This is a genomic window from Nocardioides sp. CER19, from assembly GCF_029846275.1.
Classification (GTDB): Bacteria; Actinomycetota; Actinomycetes; order Propionibacteriales; family Nocardioidaceae; genus Nocardioides.
This window is the reverse complement of record NZ_JARVWS010000001.1, coordinates 522,338-546,987: the sequence shown is the minus strand read 5'-3', so window position 1 is coordinate 546,987 and position 24,650 is coordinate 522,338. Positions and strand designations below refer to the sequence as shown.

Below are 24,650 nucleotides of genomic sequence, written 5' to 3'. Positions count from 1 at the left end.
GACAGTTGGAACTAGTAGTACCACGGGTACGGCGACCAGTCGGGGTCGCGCTTCTCCAGGAACTGGTCGCGGCCCTCCTGCGCCTCGTCGGTCATGTAGGCCAGCCGGGTGGTCTCGCCCGCGAACAGCTGCTGGCCGACCAGGCCGTCGTCGAGCAGGTTGAAGGAGTACTTCAGCATCCGCTGCGCGGTCGGGCTCTTGCCGTTGATCATCCGGCCCCAGTCCAGCGCGACCTTCTCGAGCTGCGCGTGCTCGACCACGCGGTTGACCGCGCCCATCCGGTGCATCGTCTCGGCGTCGTACTCCTCGGCGAGGAAGAAGATCTCGCGGGCGAACTTCTGGCCGACCTGGCGGGCGAGGTACGCCGACCCGTAGCCCCCGTCGAACGAGCCGACGTCGGCGTCGGTCTGCTTGAAGCGCGCGTGCTCGCGGCTGGCCAGCGTGAGGTCGCAGACGACGTGCAGGCTGTGGCCGCCGCCCGCCGCCCAGCCGGGGACGACGCAGATGACGACCTTCGGCATGAAGCGGATCAGCCGCTGGCACTCGAGGATGTGCAGCCGGGCCAGCTTGGCCTTGTCGATCGGGCTGGGCGGGGCGCCGGCGTCGTCGTGACCGGCCTCCTCGTACTGGTAGCCCGCCTTGCCGCGGATCCGCTGGTCGCCGCCGGTGCAGAACGCCCACTTGCCGTTCTTCGCGCTCGGCCCGTTGCCGGTCAGGATGACGCAGCCGACGTCCGCCGACGTACGCGCGTGCTCGAGCGTGCGGAGCAGCTCGTCGACCGTGTGCGGGCGGAACGCGTTGAGGACGTCCGGCCGGTCGAACGCGATCCGGACGGTGCCGTGCGCCTTCGCCCGGTGGTAGGTGAGGTCGGTGAGGTCCTCGAAGCCTGGGACGTCGTCCCAGTCGGCCGGGTCGAAGATCTCGGACACTCCGTCGATCGCGCTCATGCCGGTGAGGCTATCGGCGCGGAATACGGCCCCACCCCTCGGGCACTGTATGGACATGACCGATCTCCTCGAGGGCGAGTACCAGCCCAGCACGCAGCAGTGGGTCCGCGACAACGTCGAGCTCTATGAGTCGACCGGTGGCAAGGAGGGGTGGTACCTCCAGGGCCGCAAGGACTGGCCGGTCGTGGTCATCACCTCCGTCGGCGCCAAGTCAGGGAAGCTCCGCAAGAACCCGGTCATGCGCGTGGAGAAGGACGGCGTCTACCTCGCCGTCGCGTCCAAGGGCGGCGCGCCTGAGCACCCGATCTGGTACCACAACTTCGTCGCCAACCCGACGGTCCAGCTCCAGGACGGGCCGGAGCCCAAGCTCTACCGCGCCCGCCTCATCGAGGACCAGGCCGAGTACGACGAGTGGTGGGCGCGGGCCGTCGACGTCTACGAGCCCTACGCGGACTACAAGCCTCGCGCCGAGGCGGCGGGGCGGACCATCCCGCTGTTCCTCCTCGAGCCCGTCGACTGAGGCCCCCTGACGTTCTGAGCGCGACGCGCCGGCCGGAGGGTTCGGAAGGTCAGGTGCCCGGGTTCAGGGTCGAGGTTCAGGGTCGGGCGATGGAGGCGGCGAGGCTGACCAGGTGGCCCAGCCGGGCCAGCTCGGAGTCGAGGAACTCGGGGCCGCCCCGACGACCGATGACGACGATCTCGTTGCCGTCGATGCGCGCGCCGGCGTAGAGCGTCTCGTCGTCGGGGTCGCCCTCCACCTCGAGCCGGCAGGCCCGGTCGATGTCGACGAACGGCAGGTCGGCGGGCGCCGACTCGCTGCCCGCGATGAGCCCGTTGACACGGTGGATGCGCATGGCCCAGTCGACGCGGAACGTGTGCGGCAGCACGTCGACCAGCCGCGAGAGCGCCTCGTCGGGCACCTCGGTGAGGTCCTCGACGGCCTCGAGGTCGAGGAAGAGGTTGCCGCCCGCGGCGTAGCGGCTGATCCAGATCACCCGTACGCCGTCCAGCGCGTTGCAGGCCGAGACGATCGAGTCCGGCATCGACCCGGGGGCGGTCTCGAGGAGCACGTCGTCGACCGCGAAGCCGCTGTGGCTCTTCTCGACGATCTCGATCGCCTCGATGTCGCCGCCCGCCTCACCGATCGCGCCGGCGAGCCGGCCCAGCGAGCCGGGGACGTCGGGCAGCTCCACGCGCAGCAGGTAGGGCACCCGATGACAGTACCGGCCCGACGTTTCGGCGGCACTTCGTCACCGTGTCCTGGACGAGCGCCCGGTCCGGCTCCGGGCGACGGCCGGCGGTGGGTCAGCGGGGCGGCTCGACGTGCGCGTCGGGCCCGGGCCAGACGAGGCCCTCATGGCCGTCCGTCCAGCGCACGACGTAGGGCGGGGAGCCGTCGTCGCCCCGCACCTCCATCACCTCGCCCTCACGGCGGGCCTCGCCGACCGTGTGGCCCTCGACCATCAGGTGGTCACCCACGTTGGCGTGCATCGGCGTGCCTCCTCGTCGCTCGGGTCCCTCCACTCTGCGCCGTGAGCGACGGCCCCGACAAGGGTCACCTCGGACAAACCCGAGCCAGCCTCACGCAGCCTCAGGCGGGTGGTCGGCCGTCGGCGAGGCGGCGCTGAAGCCCGGTCGCGCGAAGCGCGCGACGGGTGATCGCAGCCCGCACGGACTCGGGCGTGCCGACGACCCGCACCCGCTCCTGGGCACGGGTGACGGCGGTGTAGAACAGCTCGCGGGTCAGCAGCGGCGAGTCCTCCGGCGGCAGCAGCACAGTCACCCCGCGCGCCTGGCTGCCCTGACTCTTGTGGACGGTCATCGCGTGGAGGGTCTCGATGTCGCCGAGCCGCGAGGGCGCGTACGTCGCCAGGCGCGGTCCCGAGATGACCGCGGTGAGGCTGTCGCCGTCCTGGACGACCACGCCGGTGTCGCCGTTGAACAGGTCGAGGCCGTAGTCGTTGGCGGTGACCAGGATGGGTCGGCCGGCGTACCACTCGTGGCCCCAGGCGGCCCCGACCGGGACGCCGGTGGCCTCGCCGAGCCAGCGCTCGATCTGGCGGTTCCAGTACGCGGCACCCCAGGGCCCCTCGCGGTGCGCGCAGAGCAGGCGGTGGGTGTCCGCGGCGGCGACCGCACGGGGCGCGTCGCCGGTGAGGGCCTCGTCGCGGACGGCGACGGCCTGCCGGGTGAGGTCGGCCCGGAGGGCGTCCATGGCGGCGGTGTCGTCGGGGTCGACGAGCTCGAGCGCCGGGTCGCCCGAGGTGAGCAGCTCGAGAGCCCGGTCGGCGGCACCGTCGCGCAGCGCGGCCGCCAGCCCGCCGATCGCCGCGCCGAACCGGTGGGTGGTCCGCAGCGCCGCGACCGTCCCGGGTGCCCGCTGCGCGAGTCCGGTGACCAGGTCGGACAGCAGGGCACCCGCCTCGACCGAGGCGAGCTGATCGGGGTCGCCGACGAGGATCAGCCGGGCGTCGGGCCGGACGGCCTCGATCAGCCGGGCCATCATCGTCAGCGACACCATCGACGTCTCGTCGACGACGATCACGTCGTGCGGCAGCTTGTTGGCGCGGTGGTGCTTGAACCGCGTCGACGAGCCCGGGCGCCAGCCGAGCAGCCGGTGGAGGGTGCTGGCATGGAGGTGGCCGAGGGTGGCGCGGTCGTCGGCGATGAACCGCTCCGCCCGCTGGGCGTCCTCGACCGCCTCCTGCAGCCGCGCCGCCGCCTTGCCGGTGGGTGCGGTCAGCGCGATCCGCAGCGGGCGCCCTTCCGACCGCACCGCCTGCTCGCCGATCAGTGCGAGCAGGCCGGCGACAGTGGTGGTCTTGCCGGTGCCCGGGCCACCGGTCAGCACGGTGGTCCACTGGCGCGCTGCGACCAGGGCGGCGGCCCGCTGCTCGGCGTACCCCGCGCCGGGGAAGAGCCGCTCGGCGCCGGCCGCCAGCGTGCCCTCGTGCACCACCGGCGGCGGCGTCGCGAGACGCGCCAGCAGGTCGTCGCGGACCTGGCCCTCCTCGCGGTGGTAGCGGTCGAGGTAGAGCAGGCCGCCGTCGACGCGGATCACCGACCCGCTCGCCAGCGGGCTGGCGGCGACCCGGTCGAGCCAACCGTCGGCGTCGGGCCACGGGAGCGTCCCGTCCTCCTCCGGCAGGCCGGCGAGGTCCACGCAGACCGAGCCGAGCCGCGCGGCGCGGACCGCGAGTGCGACAGCCAGGCGTACGTCGTCGGCCGGCTCTCCGACGAGCTCGGCCGTCCGGGTGGCGACGTGCACGTCGGCCGCCGTCAGCACGCCGGCCTCGTTGAACTCGCGCAGCAGCCCGGTCGCGCCCAGCGCCAGCCGGGCGTCCCGCGGGTCGTCGCTCTCCCAGCGCTCGATCATCGTCGCTCACCGTCCAGGAGGTCCGAGAGTGCGAGCACCAGCGCGGCCGGAGGCTGCCAGGAGAACACACCGGTCGGGTGCCCGTCGACGAGGGGCGTCTCGGGGCCGAGCATGCCGCGGACGTAGAGGTAGAGGACCCCGCCGAGGTGGGTCGCCGGGTCGTAGCCGGGCAGCCGCCAGCGCAGGAAGCGATGCACGACCACCGAGTAGAGCAGCGCCTGGAGCGGGTAGTGCGAGTGCAGCATCGCCTCGGCGAGCCGGTCCGGCGCGTAGTCGGCGGCGGTCTGGTCGCCGAGCAGGTTGGTCTTGTAGTCGACGACGACGAACCGTCCCGACGGGAGGCGGAGGACGACGTCGACCGAGCCCGAGAGGTAGCCGCGGAGCGCCTGGTCGCCGAGGGCGGGAGTCTGCAGCCGGTCGGCGTACGGCCGGAGCGGGTCGTCGGCGGGCAGGTGCTCGCGGAGCAGGCCGGCGAGGTCGCGGAGCAGGACGTCGGCGCCGTCTCGTCGATCTCGTCGATCTCGTCGATCTCGCCGGCCTCGGCCGTCGAAGCTGTCGAAGCCGTCGAGGCCGTCGCCGCCGGCCAGCGGGAACTCGAACTCGAGCTCGCGCAGCCGGTCGCGCAGCGGGATCTGCGCGAGCGTGAGTCCGTCGGCGAGCGGTCCGAGCGAGGTGTGGTTGAGCGGCAGCAGCCCGTCCGCGAGGTCGTCGGGCGTCGCGTCGACCGGCCACCAGCGCAGCTGCTCCCTGACGTGGCCGAGCAGCTCCTGGCGGAGGTCGGACGCCTCCGGGTCGGCGTGCTCGAGGACGGCGTGGACCAGCGAGCCGAACGTCGCGCCCGCGGGGAGGTCCGACATGGGCGACGACACCGAGCTCAGGGGGCCAGAACCCGGATCTCGAGGGGCGACAACCCCCGTCTCGACGTCGTCGTCCTCCTTGGCGGTCACCTCGGGCTCGGAGCCGACGTGGTCGGCCGGGCCGGGGGTCGTCTCGTCGACGCGGATCAGGCCGGAGTAGGAGGTACGGCGCCAGGCGGTGTCGACCGAGCGGTCGAAGGTGCGGGCCGCGAGCGCACCGATCGGCTCCGGCTCCGGGGCGGCGACCGGCGGGGCGATCTCCGCGAGCTCGTGGGTCGGACCGCCCATCTCCTCGATGAGGGCGAGCACGCGGGCGGCGTAGTCGTCGTCGCGCACGTCCATCTGATCGGGGACGACTGCGTCGCCGGGGCGGCGCCCGAGCAGCACGCGGTGGAGCGGGCCGGTGGGGGTGTTGGTGGTCGGCGCCCACCAGGCGACGACCTGGGACTGAGCACGGGTCAGGGCGACGTAGAGCTCGCGCAGCTCCTCGCCGAGCTCCTCGGCCTGGTGTCGGGCGAGGTGGTCGGGCCAGTGCGCGCCGCTGCCGGCGACGTCGAGCGTGCGCCGCGGCGGATCGGACGAGTCGTCGTGGAAGCGGGCGACCTCGCTGGGGAAGGGGAAGTACTGGTAGGCGAAGGGCAGGTAGGCGATCGGGTACTCCAGGCCCTTGCTGCCGTGCACGGTGACGACCTGCACGGCAGCGGCGTCGGAGTCGAGCCGCCGCGGCCGTTCGGTCGCCGCGGTGCGCCGGCGCTCGTCGCGGTACCAGCCGAGCAGGGCGGTCAGCCCGAGCCCGTCGCGCAGGGCGACCTCGTGGAGCAGCTGCCCGAGGTGGCGTACGTCGGTCAGCAGCCGCTCCCCGTCCTCCTCGGCGAGCACCCGGCTGGTCAGGCCGCGCTCCTCCGCCGCCTCGACGAGTGCCGCCACGCCGCGTCCGCGGAGCAGCAGCGCCCAGCCGCGGAGCGTGTCGGCGATGCGGGCGGTGAGCTCCTCGCCGCCGGCATCGAGCTCGGCGGCGGTGCGGCCGAGGAAGCAGGTGAGCGCCGCGGCCCTGACCAGTCCGGAGCGGTGCGGTGACTCGAGCGCCTCCAGGAGCGTGAGCCAGGCGTCGCCGGCCGGCGTGAGGAAGACATCGCCCCCGCCCGTCATGACCGCGGGGATGCCGCGCGCGGCGAGGGAGTGCTGGACGAGCTGGCCCTCGGCCCGGGTCGCGACGATGACCGCGACCTGACCCGCTCGGACGGGGGCGTCGCACCAGGTCGCGCCGGAGGCGAGCAGCGTCGCGATGTCGGCGGCGCAGTCGTCGGCGATGAAGCCCCGCGCGTCCCGCGCCGAGATCAGCCCGGCGCGGGTCAGGCGGAACCCGTCCCGCTTGACCTGCCGCAGCCGCAGCGGCGCGGGGTGGGGGGCGCCGACCAACCGGGTCGCCTCGTGGTGGGCGTTGACGGGCCGGACGACGATGTCGGGGTTGCCGAGCGCGGCGCCCTGGAGCATGACCTGGAGCCGCTCGACGAGCGGCCCGTCGGTGCGCCAGTTGGTGCCGAGTGTCGCCCTCGTCGCCGCCGTGCGCGCGGCCTCGAGGTAGGTGACGACGTCGCCGCCGCGGAAGCCGTAGATCGCCTGCTTGGGGTCGCCGATCAGCACCATGGTGGCGTGGCCGGTGAACGCCCGGTCGAGCACCTGCCACTGGACCGGGTCGGTGTCCTGGAACTCGTCGACGAGCACGATCCGCCACCGCTGCCGCATCCGGGCCCGGGCGGGCGCGTCCGCCCCTTCGAGCGCCGACGCCAGCCGGCTGAGCAGGTCGTCGTAGGACAAGATCCCGAGCCGGCGCTTGCGGCGGTCGATCTCGCACCTGACCGCATCGGCGAACGTGACCCGGGCGCTCCCCCGGAGGTCCTCCGGGTCGGCAGGGGCGAGTACCGCCTGCGGGTCCTCGATCGCGGTCCGGGCGAGGGCGAGCGCGGCGTCCCGGTCGAACGGTGGCGGGGTCCGCTCACCGCCGTAGGTCGCGAGGTAGAGGTCGTCCACGACCTCCACGACGAGCTCGTCGAGCGACTCGACGAGCGTGGCACCGGCGTCGGTGTCGCCCGCGACACCGAGCGAGCGCAGCACGATCTGGCAGAACTGGTGGGTCGTCGCGATCACGCCGGCGTCGAAGCCGGCGAGCGCGTCGGTGAGCCGGCCGTGCATCGCGGCGTGGTCGGCGCCGTCGCGCAGCAGGAAGTCGATGAGCGTGTTGGTGCGGTCGGCCGTCGTCGGGTCGGCCAGCGCGCGCTGCGCCTCGACCAGCTGGGCGCGCACCCGCTCGCGCAGCTCCTGGCTGGCGGCGCGGCCGAAGGTGATCACGAGCAGCTCGTCGAGCTCGGCGACGCCCTCGGCGACGTAGCGCGCCACGAGCGCACCGACCGTGAACGTCTTGCCGGTGCCGGCGCTCGCCTCGAGCAGCGTCGTGCCGGTCGGCAGCGGACCACAGACGTCGAACGTGCTCATCAGAAGCTCCCCTGCTCGGCGATCAGCAGCGGGCTCCACAGCCGCAGCGCCAGGGCGCCGAAGCGTGTGCTCTCGCCGGGGTAGGTCTCGCCTTCGCCCGGCACGGCGTCGAGCCCCGGGATGCCGGCGCCGGGACCCCAGGCACGCACCTGCTCGGGGTCGGACTGCTCGCCGGGGAAGCGCCCGTCGTCCCAGTCCCAGCCGGCCTTCTGCAGGGCGGCGTCGGTGGTCGCCTGGGTGCGGCGTTGCCGCGCGTAGGCGAAGGACGCCTTGAGCGGCAGCGGCAGCGGGGCGGTCAGCCCGTGGTCGCGCAAGGCGACGAGGTCGCGCAGTACGTCGCGGGCGGTGTGGTCGAGGGGGCCGAGCTGGGACAGCGAGTACGGCGTCCGGGACCTGCTGTTGGTCGGCCGGCCCAGCGTGTGGGCGGTCCAGGCGCGGTCCTCGTCGGTCGCGGCCAGCGCCAGGAGCCGGATCCACGACTGGAGCCGGTGGGTCGCACCGAGCCGGCTGTAGGAGACCGGCACCAGCCGGTCGCCGTACACCTCGGGGACGGTGCCGCGCAGCCGGCGGCCGTCGCCCAGGTCGACGTCCACGTCGACGGACGTGGCCGCGCGGGTGCGCAGCCCGAGCGCCTCGCGGGCCAGCGGCTCGGCCTTGCCGATGATGTCGGACAGCAGCCGCCAGCCGAGCTGGCCGGGCGGCAGCTGCGCGCGCCGCCACTCCTGCTGACGGGCCTGCTCCTTGTCGAGCCCGCGCAGCAGGTCACCGAGCACCCGGTCGCCGACCGACCACTGGGCGAGGCTGTCGATCTCGACCGGCAGGCCGTCGTCGAGCGGCTCCTCGTCGCGCGGGAGAGCGAGGTCGAGGCGCTGCCGGAAGAAGCCCCTGACCGGGCTCTTGAAGAAGTCCAGCAGCTCGTCGAGGGAGACGTCGTCGGCGGACGCCGGCGGGAGCGGCGCGGCGAGCAGCGGCGGCACGGGCGTGCGTACGCCGAGAGCCGCCCTGGCGCCGGACAGCGCCGCCTGGTCGAAGCTGAACGGCACGCGCGGCACCAGCGCGCCCGCCTCGAGGTTGCGCCGGTCGAAGGGCTGCAGCGGGTGGCGCACGGTCACCGTCTCGGACACCCGCTGATCGCCGTCGGTCGTGGCCGTCAGGTCGAGCGCGTCGAGGAGCTCGCCGAGGGGTACGGCGGGCGGCCGGCGCTGCCCGGAGAACTCGTTGGCGCCGGTGTAGGTGATCACGAGCCGCTCGCTCGCGGCCATGATCGCGTCGAGGAAGAGCTGTCGGTCCTCGGTGCGGGCGTCGCGCTCGCCGGTCAGCGGGGTGCGGGCGAGCAGGTCGTCGCCGTCGACGGTGCCGATCCGCGGGAAGACGCCGTCGTCGAGGCCCAGAAGCGCGACCACGCGGTGCGGCACCGAGCGCATCGGGACCATCGTGCAGACGGTCAGCGTCCCGGTGCGGAAGTTGGCGCGGGTGGGGCGGCCCGCGAGCCGGTCGGCCAGCATGGCGCGCACGTCGGGCAGGCGCAGCTCGCTGACGTCGGTGCCGCCGGCCGCCTGCCGCACCCGGCCGAGCTCGCGGGAGACCTGGCCGCCCTGCCACGCGTCGGTCGACGGCACGCTGGTCAGCGCGGCGACGCCCTCCTCGAGCGCGTCGAGCCACTCCTCCAGCGGCCGCGCGCCGACCAGCCGATCGGTGACGTCGCGCAGCCGGTGCACGAACTCGGTGAGCCGTCCGACCAGGTCGACCTCGCCGCTGCCGACGTCGTCGAGCGGGAGCGTCCGGTCGAGCCAGGCCTGGGCGTCGTCGGACATCGCGACGCCCGAGAGGAGGCGGTCGAGCCCGAACTCCCAGGTGTTCGCGACGTAGCCCTCCAGGCCGAAGTCAGCTCGGTGGGCGGCGTCGAACGCCCACCGGATGCCCGCCTCGCGCGCCCAGTCGGCGAGCTGGTCGAGGTCGTCGTCGCGGAACCCGAACCGGCGCCGGACCGGGTCGCTGTGCGCGAGGTCGAGGACGTCGCCCACGCCCGCCCGACCGCCGGCCAGGTCGAGCAGACGGGCGGCCACGGCGAGCAGCGGGTTGGTGCTGTCGAGCGCGCGGTCGGCGAGCCTGACCCGCAGCCGATGGGCCGGGTGGCCGTCCTCGCCGACCACTTCGGCCAGCCCGAAGCCGGCGGCGATCAGCGGCGCGTAGGTCTCGATGTCGGGGCACATGACGAGCACGTCGCGCGGCTCGAGGGTGGGATCGTCGGCGAGCAGGCCGAGCAGCACCTCGCGCAGGACCTCCACCTGGCGGGCCGGGCCGTGGCACGCGTGGACCTGCACGCTCCGGTCGGCGGGATCGAGCGCGCGCCGCGAGGCGTCGCCGACGGCGTTCGCCCGGAGGTCGGCCTGCAGCCAGCCGAGCAGGTCGTCGGGCGTCGCCGGAGCCCCCGCGACCGCCTCGTCCTCCGGAGCCACCGTGGCCAGCGTGCGCTGCAGCTCGCGCACGTCGCGCCCGAGGGTGGCCAGCAACGGGTGCCCGACGACGTCGTGCGACCGGTCCTCGTCGCGCGGGATCGCTCCTGCCGCCACCAGGGGGCGCAGCGCCTCCCACAGCGCGTCGGAGGGGTGCGGCAACCACAGGTGGACCTCGCGGTGCTCGCCGAGCGCACCGACCAGCTCGACCTTGGTGAGCGGAAGCCGGGTGTGACCGAAGAGCGAGAGGCGCTCGGGCAGGTCGAAGCTCCCGGGATCGGCGCGCAGCCGGCCGAGCGTCTCCGCCTGCCGCTCGTGCGGCGCAGGTGCGGCGACGCGGGCCACCAGCCGTCGCCAGAGCGCCGGCTGCCACGCCAGGTCGTCGGGCACCGGCTGCCCGCACCCGTCGGTGTCGCGCCCGGCCGACCAGTCGGCGACGAGGCCCGGGCGCTGGACGGCGTACGACGCGAAGAGGCCCGCGAGCCGACGCGCCACCGAGAACCGCCGCCCGCGGCGCAGGTCGCCCTCCTCGCCCGCGAGCCCGTGACCGACGTGCCGGGCGAGGGTGGCTGCCCACGGCTCGTCGAGGGAGTCGTCGATCGCGGCGAGCAGTGGCCAGACCAGTGACTCCGGCGCCCACGGGTCCTCGTCGCCGGACCCTGAGGAGCCGAGGGAGGAGCTGTCTCGAAGCGCGGCGAACAGGGACCACGGCGAGCGGAACTCCACGCCCGCACACACCCCGTCGCGGCGCCCCGGGGTCGCCCCCAGCCGGTGGGACAGCCGCTGGCTCAGCCATCGCTCGACGCCCTTGGCGGGCACCACGACGACGTCGGTCGCGAACGGGTCGCCCGGCGGCACGGCGAGCAGCTCGCCGAGGGCGTCGGCGAGCTGATCGGTGCGCGGGGCGCGGTGCAGGTGGAGCGCCATCGCGCCGCAACTTACCGATCGGCGGCGACAGTTCACCTGCCGCACACCTTCGGATGCCACTGTCGCCCGCGTGAGGAGCGCGTTGCTGACCGCGTCGGGCTGGGTCCTCCTGCTCGTCGGCGTCGTCCTCTTCCCGCTACCCGGACCGGGCCTGCTCCTCATGGCGGTCGGGATGGCGCTGCTCGCCGAGCGCTACGCCTGGGCCCGTCGGTACGTCGACGCGCTCCGCCACCGGGCGCTGCTCAGCGCCGCCCGCGGCGTCGTCACCATCCCGAAGGCGCTGTGGACGCTCGCAGTCACGGTGGCGCTGACCGGGTCTGGCGCCCTCTGGCTGTGGAAGCCGCCGCAGCCCTCGTGGTGGGTCCTCCCGGACTGGACCTGGCTGCCCGGCGGCTTCTGGGCCGGCGTCAGCCAGGCCCTGTCCGGCCTCGTCACGCTGGTGCTGGTCGGCTACGCCTGGCAGCGCTTCCACCACCGGCCCGACCTGGTCGCCGAGCTCGAGTCGGGCCCGCCGAAGGAGCGGTCAGCCGCCCTGCGGTGACGCGAGGGTTCCGCACAGACGTCGCGCCATGACGGCAGGTGCCGTCCCGCCCGCGCTGACAGACCTCAGATCGTCACGCGGAAGATCCGGTCGTCGTGGGCCGAGGGCGACCCGCGACCGTCCTTGTTCGAGGTGCCGACCCACAGCGACCCGTCCGGGGCGGCGGCGACCATGCGGATGCGGCCGTGGCCCTCCAGCCACCGACGTGACTTCCCCGAGGCGAGGTCGACCGACCACACGCACTCCCCGCGCAGCGCGCCGAGGAACGCGTACCCGCCCACGACCGCGATCCCGCTCGGGGAGCACTCGTCGGTCGGCCACTGGGCGATCGGGTCGCGGAAGCCGCCGGCGCCGTCGCTTCCCTCGACCTCCGGCCAGCCGTAGTTGCCGCCCTTGACGATCAGGTTGAGCTCGTCGAAGCCCTTGTCCCCGAACTCCGACGCCCACAGCCGCTTCTCGGCGTCGAACGCCAGGCCCTCGACGTTACGGTGGCCGTAGGACCAGACCCGGTTGCCGAACGGGTTGCCCGACGGTACGCCGCCCCGGTCGGTGACCCGCAGGACCTTGCCGTTCAGGGAGCCGGTGTCCTGCGACCTGGAGGAGTCCTCGGCGTCGCCGGTCGAGACGAAGAGCAGCCCGTCGGGCGCGAACCGCAGACCGCCGCCGTTGTGGTGGATCGCCGTCGCGATGCCGTCGAGGACGACCTGTGGCCGGCCGAGCGAGCGCCCGTCGAACGACATCCGCACGACCCGGTTGTCGTCGGCGGTCGAGTGGTAGGCGTAGAGCCAGTCGCCCGAGGGGTGCAGCGCCAGGCCGAGCAGCCCACCCTCACCGCCCTCGTCGACCGTCGACACCACGCCCGGCACGGAGCCGATCTCCCGAGAGCGTCCGGAAGCAACCCGCAGCACGCGGGCGGTGTCACGCTCGCCGACCAGCGCGCTGCCGTCCGGAAGGAACGCGATGCCCCACGGGACGGCGAGGTCCTCCGCGATCGTGCCGGCCTGGCGCAGCCGGGGCGGCCCCGACGCGGGTGCCGGCGGGGACGGTGCGGCCGAGGTCGTCGGTGATGCAGGAGTCGGCGCAGGGGCCGACGCGGGAGACGAGGTCGGGGACGCCGGTGCCGCCGGTGGGTGCCGCTCGGAGCGCGGCGACCCGCAGGCGGCGAGCAGCGGCGCCAGCACCGACGCAGAGAGCACGGCGCGCCGCGAGGCCGGCAGGTCGCCCATGCCTCGCACGGTAGCGCTCAGGCGGTCGAGCGCTCCTGGCCGACCCCGCCGGTCGACCGGACCGCCGCCGAGGAGCCCCGACGACGCGCACGGCGCCGTTCGGCGAGCACGGCCCGGGCACCGAGGAAGAACGAGGCCGGACCGCGCAGCTCGTCGGTGCCGAAGAGCGGAGCCATCCGCCGGCACGGCACCTCGACGATCGTGGCGCCGGCCCTGGCGAGCTGGCAGACGACGGCGACGTCGGCCGGCTCGGACCACGACCCGCCCTCCTCCCCCGACGGCCGGAGGTGCTCGCGCTGGTCGGCCCAGAAGGCGAAGAAGCCGTAGCCCAGGTCGGTCAGGGCGGCGCCGTGCAGCCGCTTGCCCAGCCATGCGAGCGCTCGGTCGCCGGCCGCCGGCACGTCGGACGAGCCGAGGTAGCGCGACCCCTTCGCGACGTCCGCGCCCTCGACGAGGGCGGCGACGAACGCCGGGATCTCCTCGGGGTCGGCGGAGCCGTCGATGGGCAGCGTCACGATGACGTCGCCGCTCGCGTGCTCGATACCGGCCGCGAGCGCCGTCGCGCGGGACGCGTGGGGACGGATGAGGACCTGGACATCGGGTCGGGCCTGACGTGCTGCGTCGGGCGTGCCGTCGACGCTGCCGGCGTCGACGAGGATGACCTCGTCGGCGTCGGGCAGCTGACGGAGGACGAAGTAGACGTTCGTCGCCGCGTCGAGCGCGGGGACGACGATGCTGACGCGAGGCGAGACACTTCTCTGTTGCCCCATGACGGTGCTCCCCCTTGAGCGGCGCCCGTCGGACCCCCTCCGACGAATCGCCAGCGTTGACACTAGGGTTCCGACCGGCGCCTCGCCACCACTAACAGAACGGTAAACTGCGGACCGTCTACGCAGGTCAGCGCCGCGATTCGAGCATCGGCACCGGCCCGGGACTGTTGCCTTCGCGTGGCCCCTCGTTACCGCCGTGTGCAGGTCAGCTCTCCTCGTCGGCCTCCTCGATCTCGCGATCGAGCTCGGTCCGCGCCTCCGGCCGCCCGTGGAAACGTCGATAGCTGTAGACGAGCAGCGCCAGCGCCAGGAGCCCCGACAGGGTTAGCGTCAGGCCCGTCCAGACGCCGCCGAGCAGCCAGTACGACGCCTCGAGCGGCCACCACTCCGGCGCCGGCGGGTCCACGTCCCACAGGATGCCGAAGGCCAGGATCGCGAGGGCGCCGAGCGTGGAGAGGGCGATCCGCGGCCACGTCTCGACGCTGTCGGCGGCACCGCGCAGGGCACGCAGCCGCACCGGCTCGACCCGGCGCTCGGCCCACTCGTACTGCTGCGACAGCAGGACCAGGCCGGCGAAGATCATCAGCAACCCCGGTCCAGGCAGGACCAGCGCGGCCACACCCGCGACGACGAGCAGCCAGCCGAGCGTCTCCAGGACCAGGCGCTTCACATCCCAGAGGGTGTCAGACGAGGTCAACCCGGCGGCCGCTCCACGACGGGGCAGGATGGTCGCCATGACCTACGTGCCGGACCCGACCCGCTACGACTCCCTCGACAACTCGCGTCCCGACGCCATGCCCTACCGACGCACCGGCCGCAGCGGCCTCGCCCTCCCGGCGGTCAGCCTCGGTCTGTGGCACAACTTCGGCGACGACATGCCGTTCGACCGCCAGCGCGAGATCCTCCGGACCGCGTTCGACCTGGGCGTGACGCACTTCGACCTGGCCAACAACTACGGGCCGCCGTACGGCTCGTCGGAGGAGAACTTCGGCCGCCACCTCCGATGCGACTTCAAGGGCCTGCGCGACGAGCTGGTGATCTCCAGCAAGGCCGGCTGGGACATGTGGCCGGGCCCCTACGGCCAGGTCGGCGGCTCGCGGAAGTACCTCGTCGCCTCCCTCGACCAGTCGCTGCAGCGGATGGGCCTCGACTACGTCGACATCTACTACCACCACCGGCCCGACCCGGACACTCCGCTCGAGGAGACCATGGGCGCGCTCGACGCGATCGTGCGCAGCGGCAAGGCCTTGTACGTCGGCATCAGCTCCTACAGTGCCGAGCTGACCCGCCAGGCCGCGGCCATCCTGGCCGACCTCGGCACGCCGCTGCTCATCCACCAGCCGTCGTACTCGATGCTCAACCGCTGGATCGAGACCGACGGGCTGCTCGACACCCTCGAGGAGGTCGGCGCCGGCTGCATCGCGTTCTCGCCGCTGGCGCAGGGAATGCTGACCGACAAGTACCTCCGCGGGATCCCGGAGGGCTCCCGGGCCAGCCAGGGCAAGTCGCTGGACCCCGACCTCATCAGCGACGAGGCGCTGAAGCACATCCGTGCGCTCAACGACATCGCCGCCGCGCGCGGTCAGTCGCTGGCGCAGCTGGCGCTCGCCTGGGCGCTGCGCGACCAGCGCGTGACGTCGGTGCTGGTGGGCGCGTCGAGCGGCGACCAGATCCGCGCCAACGTCGGCGCCGTGGCCAACCTGGCGTTCACCGACGAGGAGCTCACCGCGATCGAGGAGCACGCCGTGGACGGCGGCATCGACATCTGGCGAGGCGCGCGCGAGTCGGTCGACTGAGCGCCAGGTTCACCAGGAGACGTCACCGGGGACTCACGAGAAATGGAGGGAACCCCTGGCGTCTCGGGTCACCAGGGGTTCCGGGAAGAAGATTGCCTCATCAACCATCCTGTTGTCACCGGTTTCGGTGGAATTGTTGGTCAAATGTGGACCAAGGTCCCGGAACCGCCGTGTCACGGTCAGGTTCGCATCAGGTTGACGGTCGAGACTCGGGGTCATGGTGAAGGTGGCGCTGTGTGAGGACGACCCTGCGATCCGTCGCGTCGTGACCGAGGGGCTGCGGCTCCACGGGCACGACACGGTCGTCGCGTACGACGGTGGGGAGGCCCTGCGCCGGTTCGCCGACGACCCGTCGCTGGACGTCCTGGTCCTCGACATCGGGCTGCCCGACGCGGACGGCCGCGACGTCTGCCTGGCCTTGCGCAGCGCCGGCCAGCTGGCTCCGGTCCTCTTCCTCACCGCGCTGGGCGAGCTGCACGAGCGGCTCGCAGGCTTCGCTGCGGGCGCCGACGACTACCTGGCCAAACCGTTCTCCGTCGCGGAGCTGGCTGTGCGCGTCGAGGCACTGGCCCGCCGGACCCGCGCGACGACGTCGGCGGCGCCCACCGAGCTGCTCCTCGACCCGGCCCGGCACGCGGTCGTCTTCGGCGAGGAGGAGGCGCTGCTGACGCCGACGGAGTTCCGGCTGCTCGCCGCCGTCACCTCCCGGCGCGGCGAGGTGGTCAGGCGCCGGGCCGTCATCGCGGCGGCCTGGCCCGACGGCGCGCAGGTCAGCGACAACACGCTCGACTCCTACGCGACGCGCATCCGCCGCAAGCTCGAGCAGATCGGCTCGCCGCTCCAGCTGCGCAGCGTCCGCGGCGTGGGCTACCAGCTGCGGTGAGGACGCTCCGGAGCAAGCTGGTCGTCTCCACCGTCCTGCTGGCCGCGGCGGTCATGGTGGTGCTCGTGGTCGGCACCCAGGCGGTGCTCGAGCTCACCGCACGTCGTGACGTCCGCGCGGCGCTCAGCGCCAGCCCGGAGCAGGCCGCCGCCGCCTACGAGCGGTCCGAGCGCTATGCCCTCCTGGTGACGTGCGCGCTCGCCGTCGTGGTCGTCGCCCTCGTCGGCTGGCTGGCCTGGTCGCTCACCCGGCGGGCGCTGGCGCCCGTGCAGCAGATGGCCGAGCGCGCCGCCGACTGGAGCGAGCACGACCTGGAGCACCGCTTCGACCTCGGGCCGCCCGTCAACGAGCTGGCCGCCCTCGGGGCGACCCTCGATCGCCTGCTCGACCGGGTCGCGCAGGCGATCCTGACCGAGCAGCGGCTGACCGCCGAGCTGGCGCACGAGCTCCGTACGCCGCTGACGGCGATCGCCGCCTCCGCGGAGATCGCCCAGCTGCGCCACGACGGCGACCCGGCACTGCGCGAGGACCTGGCCGAGATCGGCGACGGTGCGCGGCGGATGGCCCAGGTCATCACGACGCTGCTGGAGGTGGCGCGCTCGCCGGAGACGGCCCGCGGCGCCGCCCGCTCCTCGGTGCGCGACGTCGTCGAGGCGATGGCGGCACACGTTCCCGAGCGGGTGCGCTTCACCACCGACCTGGCGGCCGGGCTGCCCTTGGTCGCGGCGCCCGCCCATCTCGTCTCGCAGGCGCTCGCCCCGCTTGTGGAGAACGCCGGGCGGCACGCCGCCTCGGCGGTCGCGCTCTCGGCCGAGGTCGTCGCGGACCGCGTGGAGATCGCGGTCCGCGACGACGGTGGCGGTGTCCCGGCGGAGCAGCGCCTGCGGATCTTCGAGCCGGGAACGAGCAACGCCGGCGGGACGGGACTAGGACTGGGTATCGCCCGCCGGGTTGCCCGCTCGGTGGGTGGCGACGTCGTGCTCTCGGCCGTGGGGGCCGATGAGGGCTCGACCGTCTTCGTCCTGCGACTCCCGCGGAGCTGAGTCGCAGGAGCCACCCCGCCGGCGAGTGTGCGCCGCACCTCCTGACCGCAACCTGACCAGGTCAGGCGACGGCCTCGTCGGGCTCGTCGGGCTCCTCCGGCTCCTCCGACTTCCCCTGCGCGGCCAGGGCCCGCTCGGTGCGGTCCACCTTGCTCACGCTCAGGTAGATCACGACGGCGAGGATCGCGGCGAGGAAGGCCACGCTCGGCACCAGCGTCCCCAGACCGAGTCCGCCCTCGGACCGGTCGGAGGCGAGGAAGTCACCGATGTTGGCGCCCAGCGGCCGCGTGAGCACGTACGCGATCCAGAACGTGAGCACCGGGTTGGCACCCGCGCGCCATGCGACGATCGTCGCGACGAGGAGGCCGAGCGGCAGCAGCACCGACGTACCCGGCCCCCAGCCGGTGAGGTCGAGGCTCCAGTCGCCGAGGGCGGTGCCGAGCGCGAACGTGACGAGCACGGTGAGCCAGTACCAGGCCTCGCGGGCCGGCGTGTTGATCGAGTGGATCGAGAGCGTGCGCTCCCGGGCGTACCAGGTGCTGAACACGGCGAGCAGCAACGCAGCGAAGACGGTGGAGCTGATCCACAACGGAACGCCCATCCCGTCGGTCAGGTTGTCGGTCAGGAGCGTGCCCTCGACGCTGACGAGGACGACGGTCAGCCAGTAGATCCACGGCGTGTAGGCACGCGTGCGGAACTGCACCACGAGCGCGCCGACGAGCAGCACGGCGAAGAGGACGGTCGTGGGGACGAGGCCGAAGCCGAGTGTCTCGTTGATGTAGTCGGCGAAGCTCTCACCGACGCTGGTGCACAGGATCTTGATCACCCAGAACCACAGGGTGACCTCGGGGACCTTGTTGAGCAGGCGCGCTCCCTGGCGCTCGACGGTGGCGCTCATGCGGCCACCTCCTTCCGGTCGGGGTCGATGTCGGGGTCGATGTCGGGGTCGATGTTTGAGTCGGAGTCGATGCCGTGGTCGCGCGCCGCGTGGGCGCCCTCCACGTCGCTGTGCGTGATCGCCACGTAGCCGACGAGCAGCGCGAAGAGAACGAGCCCGACGAGCGTGACCGGCCCGGTCCCCCAGGCGAGGCCGTGCCGGGTCGCCATCCAGTCGGCGATGCTCGCGCCGAGCGGCCGGGTGAGCGAGTACGCCGCCCAGAACGTGCCGACGCTCAGGGCGACCGATCCTGCCCGGCCGGCGCGGTCCCGGCCGGCGTAGGACCAGACGGCGAGCGGCAGGAGCATGAGGCCGCCGAAGACGGCGATCGACCAGGCGAAGCCCAGGTGGAGGTTCTCGGCCGTGGTGTCGCCGAGGGCGGTGCCGAGGCCGAACGTCAGGAGCACCGTGCCCCAGTAGAACCGCTCGCGGCGAGCCGTCGTGATCGAGTGGACCGACAGCGTGCCCTCCGAGCGGCGCCACCAGGCGAGCAGCGCGACGAGCAGCACGAGGTAGAGGCACGAGTCGACGTAGTAGGGCGTCCCCAGGGCGACGTGGGGACCGTCGGCGATCATCGTGCCGAACACGGCGACCATCAGGACGGTGACCCAGTAGCGGACCGGGTGGTAGGTGTCGGCCCGCAGCTGCAGCCAGAGCGCGAGGAAGAAGCCGCCGACGCCGACGACGCCGGCCAGGACGAGGTTCGCGGTTCCCATGAAGTCGGAAGCGGTCTCGCCGATGCCGGTCGTCAGCAGCTTGACCACCCAGAAGACGAGGAAGACCTCGGGGACCTTGGGTCTGGCGAACACCCTCGATCGGGATCGACTGGTCGGGGAGGTGACTGTCATGGTCCTGGACGGTAGGGACGGCCGCCTGACTCAGACCTGATTGCGTCTTGACCGGTACAGAACCCCTGGTTACTGTACCGGTAAAGCCCACTCTTCCGGAGGTAGCCATGTCGTACGAGCCCATCGCGGCCTACCTGGCCGTCCGACTCACCCAGCAGCAGGTCCTGAGCGCCCGACCCGACGCTCCCGTCGTTCCCGACAAGCCCCGTCCCCGCCGGGTCCGCGCGCTGCGGACCACGCTGGCGGCGGACCTGCACCGCGTCGCCGCCTGGCTCGAGCCGGCCGACCCGTGCCCGGTCCCGGCCGAGCAGCGCTGACGCGCGCCGACGCGCCACCGGCCGTCGGCGATAATGGGTCACCCATGGCCAAGGTGACCCTGCAATCGATCGCGGACAAGGTCGGCGTGAGCCGGATGACCGTGTCCAACGCGTTCTCCCGCCCCGACCAGCTCTCCGCCGAGCTCCGGGAGCGCATCCTCGCGGCCGCGACCGAGCTCGGGTACGTCGGCCCCGACCCCGCGGCCCGGGCGCTGGCCCGCGGCCGGACCGGGTCGGTCGGCCTGCTCCTCAACGAGGGCGTGAGCGAGTCCTTCGCCGACGCGGTCTCCGCCGAGCTCCTGGCCACCGTGGCCGACGCACTCAACGCCGAGGGGCTCGCCCTCACGCTGCTCGCGCCCCCGCGCGGCGACGGGTTCTTCCCCGCTCGCGACGTCGCCATCGACGCGGCGCTCGTCTACAGCTGCAACGCCGAGACGGCCGGCATCGGCTGGCTCGAGAAGCGCCAGATCCCGATGGTCACGATCGACGAGAACGTCCGCGAGGGCGTGCCGGCGGTCAACATCGACGACCGGGCCGGGGCCCGCGCCGCGGCCCAGCACCTGCTCGACCTGGGCCACACGCGGATCGGCATCCTGGCACTCCAGGACGCCGAGAAGCCCGGCCCGAGCACCGACCTGTCGCTGATCTCCGACTCCTACCCGATGCGGGAGCGGATGCTCGGCTGGCACGACGCCCTGGACGCCGCCGGCGTCACGCCGGAGGTCAGGCTGGCCGCGTACCGACCGCTCGTCGCAGCCGAGGAGACCGGCCGGGAGCTGCTCGCCTCCACCGACGTCACCGCCGTGCTCTGCTTCTCCGACCTGTTCGCGGTCGGACTCCTGCGCGCCGCCGAGTCGCTCGGCCGGTCGGTGCCGGGCGACCTGTCGATCGTCGGTTTCGACGACAATCCGGCGTCCTCGGCGAGCCGGCCCCCGTTGACGACGGTGCGCCAGGACATCGCCGAGAAGGGCCGCACCGCTGTCGGGCTGCTGGTCGACACCCTCGCGGGGCGGGCCCGCGAGGCGGTGCGGCTGCCCACGACGCTCGTCGTGCGGGACTCGACCGCACCGCCGGCCTGAGGACGTCAGACGCCCTGGCCGCCGAAGCGACCAGGGCGTCTGACGTTGCGCTGCGCCAGGCTCAGCGGTCGGCGTCCTCCAGCGCCTGGGCGACCCGGCGGTGGGCCTCCCAGATCGCCTCGGGCAGCCGGTCGAACTGCTTGAGGTGCTCCTCGCGGAAGCCCATCTCCTGCTTCCAGCGGTCGACGTCGATCGAGAGGATCGTGTCGAGGTCTGCCGGCGTCACCTCGCAGCCCTCGAGGAGCAGCTCGTCCTCGGTCGGGATGACGCCGACGGGGGTCGGCGTGCCCTTCGCCTCGCCGTTCTTGAACGCGACGAGCCAGAGCAGCGCCCGCAGGTTGTCGCGGTAGCCGGGCCACAGGAAGTGGCCGTCCTCGGGGTCGCGCTGGAACCAGTTGACGTGGGCGAAGATGGGGGCGTCGGTGGCCCTGCCGAGCACGTCGAGCCAGTGCTTGGCGTAGTCGCCCTCGTTGTAGGACATGAACGGCCGCATCGACATCGGGTCGTAGCGCAGCTGGCCCTCGACGCCCTCGGCCGCGAAGGTGGCCTCGGCGCCCAGCGTCATGCCGTCGTAGACGCCCTCGGCGAGATCGGTGAACGCACGGACCAAGGGCTCACGGTCGCGGGTGCGGCCCCCGAAGATGATCGCGTCGAGCGGGACGCCGCGCGGGTCGTCGTAGCCGTCGGCGACGTTCGGGACGTTGTCGAGGGCGGTGGTGAAGCGCGAGTTGGGGTGCGCCCACGGCTCGCCCTGCTCGCCCAGGCCGCGCCGGGCGATCGCCTCGCCCTTCCAGTCCAGCCAGCCGTCGAGGTCCTCCGGCGGGTTCTTGGTCTTGCCCTCCCACCAGACCTCGTGGGTCTTCTCGTTGTAGGCGACGTTGGTGAAGATGACGCCGGTCCCCTCGGCGATGGAGTCCAGCGCGGTCGGGTTGGTCTTCTCGTTGGTGTCCTTGGCGACGCCGAAGACGCCGTTCTCCGGGTTGAAGGCGTAGGCGCGGCCGTCCTCCTCGTTGACCCAGATCCACGCGATGTCGTCGCCGTAGAACTCGACGTAGTAGCGGTCGCCGAGCGCGTCGGGAGCCAGCGTCATCGCGAGGTTGGTCTTGCCCGAGGCGCTCGGGAAGCCACCGGCGATGTGGTACTTCTTGCCGGTCTCCTTGTCGACGATCCCGAGCAGCATGAACTGCTCGGCCAGGAACTTGCCCGACGCGAAGCCGTCGTAGGCCGCCTGGCGCAGGCCGTGGGCGATCTTGCCGAGCAGCGCGTTGCCGCCGTAGGACGACCCGAAGTGCAGGATCGTGCGCTCGTCGGCGCAGGTGACGAAGTAACGCTGGTCCTCGTCGGTGCCGTGACCGAGGTTCTCCAGGTCGCCGGTCACGTGGACGGCGCGGACGAACGAGTTCTGGTCGGCGAGGTTGTTGATGTGGTCCACGCCGACCCGCGCCATCCGGATCATGTGCAGGACGACGGTGCGGGCGTCGGTCAGCTCGACACCGGCGGCGTACGGCTCGAGGGGCGATCCAGGCGGGGCCATCAGGTAGGGGACGACATACATCGTCTTGCCCTGGGAGGCGCCGCGCATCTTCTCCTCGAGCAGCGGCTTCATCTCCGAGGCGGGCCGCCAGTTGTTGTAGGCACCGGCGTCCTGCGGGTTGTTCGTGGCCACGATCGTCCGCTCCTCGGACCGGGCGGTGTCCTTGTAGTAGGAGCGCGAGTAGTAGCGGCCCTCGCCTGCCTCGAGCAGCTCGCCGGCGGCCACGGCCTCGGCCAGGAGCCGGGCGTCGTCGGAGGCGTTCACGACCTCGATCGCGGCAGCGCCGGTCACCTCTGCCCAGTGCGCCACGTAGTCGCGCACCTGCGGATTCTTCAGCCCCGCTTCGTCGAGAATCTTGTCCACGTCAACCATCAAATGAGCCCTTCAGATCCGCCGATGTGTCCGGCACGCTACCCGAATTGAAGAATCCTTCAAGTGGTGTACTGTCCACGATCCTGAGGCATTGATCACGTTCGGCCCAATGGATCGATCCAACGCCGAATTTGTTGTTCCGAACATCTATTTGTGCTTGTCAGAGGCCGTTTTCTGGTTTTCGATCGGACCTTGGGAAGGGGGTACCCAGATGAAGGGCAGCGAACCGCTCTACGACGCCAAGGCAGAGCTGTTCCGCATCCTCGGGCACCCGATCCGCATCCGCGTGCTCGAGCGGCTGCAGGCCGGACCGACCCACGTGCGCGACCTCCTCGCGGAGCTGCGCGTCGAGCCGTCCTACCTGTCCCAGCAGCTGGCCGTCCTGCGCCGGGCGGGCATGGTCAGCTCGACCCGGGTGGGGTCCTCGGTGCTCTACGAGCTCGCCACCCCGGAGGTCGGCGCCCTGCTCGACGCGGGCCGCGGGATCCTCACCGGCAAGCTCGGCTCGGACTCCTACTCCGAGGTCAACAGCCGCGACTGATCACCCGTCGGTCGCGTGCAGGTCGCGCGAGCGGGCGATGGCCAGCAGCCGGTCGTGCGCTCGGGCCGCGACCGGGTTGGCGGCGCGGCGGGCGGCCAGGTCGACGAGCGCGACCAGGTCGGCACTGCGCGCCCGGTCGAGCGCGGTCGCCGGGTCGTCGCCGCGCAGGTCGGCGTAGCCGCGCAGCACGGCGTCGGCGTACGCCGGGCGGCGGTCGAACCGGAGCAGGTTGCCGAGGTCGGCGTAGGGGCTGCCGGCGTGGGCGTACTCCCAGTCGAGGACGCCCGTGACCTCGAGCGTGCTCGGCTCGACGAGGACGTTCTTGGGATTGAGGTCGCTGTGCACGAGGCTGACGCGGCCGACCTGGTCGAGGAGGTCCTGGGCGGTGTCCGCGACCGCCCGCAGGCCCGCGAGATCGTCGTCGCTCCAGTCGAGCCGCTCCGCGTGGTCGGCCACCCACGCGTCGAGGTCCGGGTCGAACGGATCGACCCGGAGCGTCGCGTCAGCGAACAGCCCGCCGGTCAGCTGCGGCATCCCCGCGAGCGTCCCGGCGACCCGCCCGAGTCGCTCGCCGAGCCGCGCCTGGCCGTCGTCGTCGAGCGTCGGCAGCAGCAGGTCAGCGCGTACGCCGTCCAGGAACTCGGTCACCAGGAGCCCCGGAACGTCGGCGTCGGGCTCGGCGCGGCGGACCTCCCTGACCGCCGGCACCGGCACCAGGCCGCGCACGAGTCGCAGCAGGGCCTCCTGGATCTCGGCCGCCTGCCTCGAGTGACGCGCGCTCGCGAAGACCCGCACGACCGACCGCTCCCCGGCGACCTCGGCGAGGAACGTCTCGCCCGACCAGCCGCCCTCGAGCGGCTGCAGTGAGGTGAGCGGGTCCATGGCTCAGACGCTACGGCGTCGCACCGACCGCGACGCGCGCCCACTGGTAGTGGGCGCCACCGTCGTCGAGGTGGTCCCACGTCGCGAAGGCGGTCACCTCACCGACCGCGCCCAGCAGCTGACGCAGGCCGCGGTCCGTCCGATGGCGGAAGTAGCGGCCGTGGGCGTCGTACCACTCGTCGTCGACGTCCTTGCCCCACACACCGACCTCCAGCACCCCGCCCGGCCCGATGACGCGCCGCAGCTCGGCGAGGGCTCGCTGCATGCCGTCCCCGTCCAGGTGCATGAGCGTGCTCATCGACCACCCGGCGTCGAACGTGTCGTCGGCGAAGGGCAGCGCGAGCGCCGACGCCGCGCAGGCGCCGAGCCCGGCGTCGCGGCAGATCCGTGCCCCGACAGGGGACAGGTCGACACCCGCGTAGGCAAGGCCGGCGTCCGCGATGACGCGTCCGTCACGGCCCGCGCCGCAGCCGACCTCCAGCACCTTCCTGCGGTCCTCGGCGACGCACCGTCGCGCGAACTCCCGGACCTGCCGCTCACGGTCGTCCCCCAGCGGGCGGCTGGCGCGGTCCGCCAGCTCGGTGTCATAGAAGCGTCGGTGCACGCCCTCGACGCCTTCGGCTCCTGGCATGGCGGCACGCTAGCCGGATCCGTGGGGAGTCCTGTGCCGGGGTCGGGCAGACGCGCGTCGATCCGCTCAGGTCCGCCTGGTGGAGCTGACTGAACCGCCCCGGGTCTGGGGGAGGCGTCGATCCCCGCAGCGCCAGCACCTGGGCTGCCGCCCGGGATGACCAGCAGACCCAGCAACAACCATGACCCCACGCC

At 72.9% G+C, this 24,650-nt stretch carries 22 protein-coding genes; 8 read left to right on the top strand and 14 right to left on the bottom strand.

What is annotated here, in order from left to right; translation table 11 throughout:
* Nucleotides 1-11: 11 nt before the first annotated feature.
* Nucleotides 12-947, bottom strand: coding sequence for a 1,4-dihydroxy-2-naphthoyl-CoA synthase (locus QDS12_RS02700; protein ID WP_279876685.1), 936 nt, complete (start codon nucleotides 945-947; stop codon nucleotides 12-14).
* A gap of 55 nt (nucleotides 948-1,002) precedes the next feature.
* On the opposite strand from QDS12_RS02700, the gene QDS12_RS02695 reads away from it, so the two are divergent.
* On the top strand, nucleotides 1,003-1,467 hold the full coding sequence (locus QDS12_RS02695) for a nitroreductase family deazaflavin-dependent oxidoreductase (protein ID WP_279876683.1): 465 nt from the start codon (nucleotides 1,003-1,005) through the stop codon (nucleotides 1,465-1,467).
* 76 nt (nucleotides 1,468-1,543) lie between these two features.
* Here QDS12_RS02695 and QDS12_RS02690 read toward each other — a convergent pair whose 3' ends face one another.
* From QDS12_RS02690 to recC, 5 genes are all read right to left on the bottom strand, one after another.
* On the bottom strand, nucleotides 1,544-2,158 hold the full coding sequence (locus QDS12_RS02690) for an ACT domain-containing protein (protein WP_279876681.1): 615 nt from the start codon (nucleotides 2,156-2,158) through the stop codon (nucleotides 1,544-1,546).
* 94 nt (nucleotides 2,159-2,252) lie between these two features.
* The gene (locus QDS12_RS02685; protein WP_279876679.1) at nucleotides 2,253-2,438 is read right to left on the bottom strand and encodes a DUF1918 domain-containing protein; all 186 of its coding nucleotides are present in this window, start codon (nucleotides 2,436-2,438) and stop codon (nucleotides 2,253-2,255) included.
* Between the two features lie 100 nt (nucleotides 2,439-2,538).
* Complete coding sequence (recD, locus tag QDS12_RS02680; protein WP_279876677.1) at nucleotides 2,539-4,323, bottom strand: exodeoxyribonuclease V subunit alpha; 1,785 nt, start codon at nucleotides 4,321-4,323, stop codon at nucleotides 2,539-2,541.
* A complete protein-coding gene (locus QDS12_RS02675) occupies nucleotides 4,320-7,673 on the bottom strand; it encodes a UvrD-helicase domain-containing protein (RefSeq protein ID WP_279876676.1) in 3,354 nt (1,117 codons plus the stop codon). The genes recD and QDS12_RS02675 overlap by 4 nt, the downstream gene beginning before the upstream one ends.
* Nucleotides 7,673-11,056 (bottom strand): exodeoxyribonuclease V subunit gamma, encoded by a 3,384-nt coding sequence (gene recC / locus QDS12_RS02670; protein WP_279876675.1) that lies wholly within the window; start codon nucleotides 11,054-11,056, stop codon nucleotides 7,673-7,675. The genes QDS12_RS02675 and recC overlap by 1 nt, the downstream gene beginning before the upstream one ends.
* A 70-nt stretch (nucleotides 11,057-11,126) precedes the next feature.
* On the opposite strand from recC, the gene QDS12_RS02665 reads away from it, so the two are divergent.
* Complete coding sequence (locus QDS12_RS02665) at nucleotides 11,127-11,597, top strand: PGPGW domain-containing protein (protein WP_279876673.1); 471 nt, start codon at nucleotides 11,127-11,129, stop codon at nucleotides 11,595-11,597.
* Nucleotides 11,598-11,662: 65 nt separating this feature from the next.
* Here QDS12_RS02665 and QDS12_RS02660 read toward each other — a convergent pair whose 3' ends face one another.
* From QDS12_RS02660 to QDS12_RS02650, 3 genes are all read right to left on the bottom strand, one after another.
* A complete protein-coding gene (locus tag QDS12_RS02660; protein WP_279876670.1) occupies nucleotides 11,663-12,823 on the bottom strand; it encodes a PQQ-dependent sugar dehydrogenase in 1,161 nt (386 codons plus the stop codon).
* A 17-nt stretch (nucleotides 12,824-12,840) separates the two neighbouring features.
* Nucleotides 12,841-13,593, bottom strand: a complete 753-nt coding sequence (locus QDS12_RS02655) for a glycosyltransferase family 2 protein (protein ID WP_279876669.1) — start codon at nucleotides 13,591-13,593, stop codon at nucleotides 12,841-12,843.
* Between the two features lie 205 nt (nucleotides 13,594-13,798).
* Entirely contained in the window at nucleotides 13,799-14,263 is a 465-nt protein-coding gene (locus QDS12_RS02650) for a PGPGW domain-containing protein (protein ID WP_279876668.1), read from the bottom strand.
* A 64-nt stretch (nucleotides 14,264-14,327) separates the two neighbouring features.
* Here QDS12_RS02650 and mgrA point away from each other — a divergent pair, with 64 nt between their 5' ends.
* The 3 genes from mgrA to QDS12_RS02635 all read left to right on the top strand — a co-directional run bounded on the left by mgrA (nucleotide 14,328) and on the right by QDS12_RS02635 (nucleotide 17,315).
* Nucleotides 14,328-15,389 carry an L-glyceraldehyde 3-phosphate reductase gene (mgrA, locus tag QDS12_RS02645; RefSeq protein WP_279876666.1) on the top strand — a complete coding sequence of 354 codons (1,062 nt, stop codon included), beginning with the start codon at nucleotides 14,328-14,330 and terminating at the stop codon, nucleotides 15,387-15,389.
* A gap of 217 nt (nucleotides 15,390-15,606) precedes the next feature.
* Nucleotides 15,607-16,272: a response regulator transcription factor gene (locus QDS12_RS02640; RefSeq protein ID WP_279876665.1), complete on the top strand. Its 666-nt coding sequence runs from the start codon at nucleotides 15,607-15,609 to the stop codon at nucleotides 16,270-16,272.
* Nucleotides 16,269-17,315, top strand: a complete 1,047-nt coding sequence (locus QDS12_RS02635) for a HAMP domain-containing sensor histidine kinase (RefSeq protein ID WP_279876663.1) — start codon at nucleotides 16,269-16,271, stop codon at nucleotides 17,313-17,315. The genes QDS12_RS02640 and QDS12_RS02635 overlap by 4 nt, the downstream gene beginning before the upstream one ends.
* A 61-nt stretch (nucleotides 17,316-17,376) precedes the next feature.
* Here QDS12_RS02635 and QDS12_RS02630 read toward each other — a convergent pair whose 3' ends face one another.
* Together QDS12_RS02630 and QDS12_RS02625 are read right to left on the bottom strand one after the other, a co-directional pair.
* Nucleotides 17,377-18,213 (bottom strand): hypothetical protein, encoded by an 837-nt coding sequence (locus QDS12_RS02630; protein ID WP_279876662.1) that lies wholly within the window; start codon nucleotides 18,211-18,213, stop codon nucleotides 17,377-17,379.
* The gene (locus QDS12_RS02625) at nucleotides 18,210-19,061 is read right to left on the bottom strand and encodes a hypothetical protein (RefSeq protein WP_279876660.1); all 852 of its coding nucleotides are present in this window, start codon (nucleotides 19,059-19,061) and stop codon (nucleotides 18,210-18,212) included. Before QDS12_RS02625 ends, QDS12_RS02630 begins: the two co-directional genes overlap by 4 nt.
* Before the next feature lie 146 nt (nucleotides 19,062-19,207).
* Here QDS12_RS02625 and QDS12_RS02620 point away from each other — a divergent pair, with 146 nt between their 5' ends.
* Nucleotides 19,208-19,417 (top strand): hypothetical protein, encoded by a 210-nt coding sequence (locus QDS12_RS02620; RefSeq protein WP_279876659.1) that lies wholly within the window; start codon nucleotides 19,208-19,210, stop codon nucleotides 19,415-19,417.
* A gap of 44 nt (nucleotides 19,418-19,461) precedes the next feature.
* On the top strand, nucleotides 19,462-20,496 hold the full coding sequence (locus QDS12_RS02615) for a LacI family DNA-binding transcriptional regulator (RefSeq protein ID WP_279876658.1): 1,035 nt from the start codon (nucleotides 19,462-19,464) through the stop codon (nucleotides 20,494-20,496).
* Nucleotides 20,497-20,557: 61 nt separating this feature from the next.
* On the opposite strand, the gene QDS12_RS02610 is transcribed toward QDS12_RS02615, so the two are convergent.
* On the bottom strand, nucleotides 20,558-22,402 hold the full coding sequence (locus QDS12_RS02610) for a phosphoenolpyruvate carboxykinase (GTP) (RefSeq protein ID WP_279876657.1): 1,845 nt from the start codon (nucleotides 22,400-22,402) through the stop codon (nucleotides 20,558-20,560).
* A gap of 211 nt (nucleotides 22,403-22,613) precedes the next feature.
* On the opposite strand from QDS12_RS02610, the gene QDS12_RS02605 reads away from it, so the two are divergent.
* On the top strand, nucleotides 22,614-22,943 hold the full coding sequence (locus tag QDS12_RS02605) for a metalloregulator ArsR/SmtB family transcription factor (protein ID WP_279876655.1): 330 nt from the start codon (nucleotides 22,614-22,616) through the stop codon (nucleotides 22,941-22,943).
* Here QDS12_RS02605 and QDS12_RS02600 read toward each other — a convergent pair whose 3' ends face one another.
* Both QDS12_RS02600 and QDS12_RS02595 read right to left on the bottom strand, forming a co-directional pair.
* On the bottom strand, nucleotides 22,944-23,825 hold the full coding sequence (locus tag QDS12_RS02600; protein WP_279876654.1) for a phosphotransferase: 882 nt from the start codon (nucleotides 23,823-23,825) through the stop codon (nucleotides 22,944-22,946).
* 10 nt (nucleotides 23,826-23,835) lie between these two features.
* Complete coding sequence (locus QDS12_RS02595; RefSeq protein ID WP_279876653.1) at nucleotides 23,836-24,456, bottom strand: class I SAM-dependent methyltransferase; 621 nt, start codon at nucleotides 24,454-24,456, stop codon at nucleotides 23,836-23,838.
* Between the last annotated feature and the right edge of the window lie 194 nt (nucleotides 24,457-24,650).